Here is a 298-nt window from a genome sequence, read left to right as displayed (position 1 = left end):
AGGAGCTGGTGGGCATCAAGTCCTCCTTCACCGGCGAGGGCTCCATCGGTTCCGCGTGGCTCTACCGCTACAGCAACGCCAAGCGGCTCGGCTACCTCAACGGTGTGACCATCGCGGTCTCCGACACCGACGGTAACAACCGCATCGACACCAACGTCTCCCCGTACTTCGACGGTGAGACGCTGGCCGTCTACAAGACCGCTGCCGCCAACTGGTCCGGCAAGATCGTCTGATCTTCCCCCCGGTAAAGCAGAGTCAAGGAAAGGGCCCGGCCTCCAGCCGGGCCCTTTTCCGTTGC

Annotated in this window: 1 pseudogene; it reads left to right on the top strand. The window is 63.4% G+C overall.

From position 1 onward, the window contains the following. Nucleotides 1-233, top strand: a pseudogene (locus FLX07_RS36180) (trypsin-like serine peptidase); the annotation flags it as partial. Nucleotides 234-298 lie beyond the last annotated feature (65 nt).

Source organism: Microbispora bryophytorum, assembly GCF_006874465.1.
GTDB lineage: Bacteria > Actinomycetota > Actinomycetes > Streptosporangiales > Streptosporangiaceae > Microbispora > Microbispora bryophytorum.
Note: the sequence above shows the minus strand (reverse complement) of the source record. Positions and strands in the feature narration are given on the sequence as shown.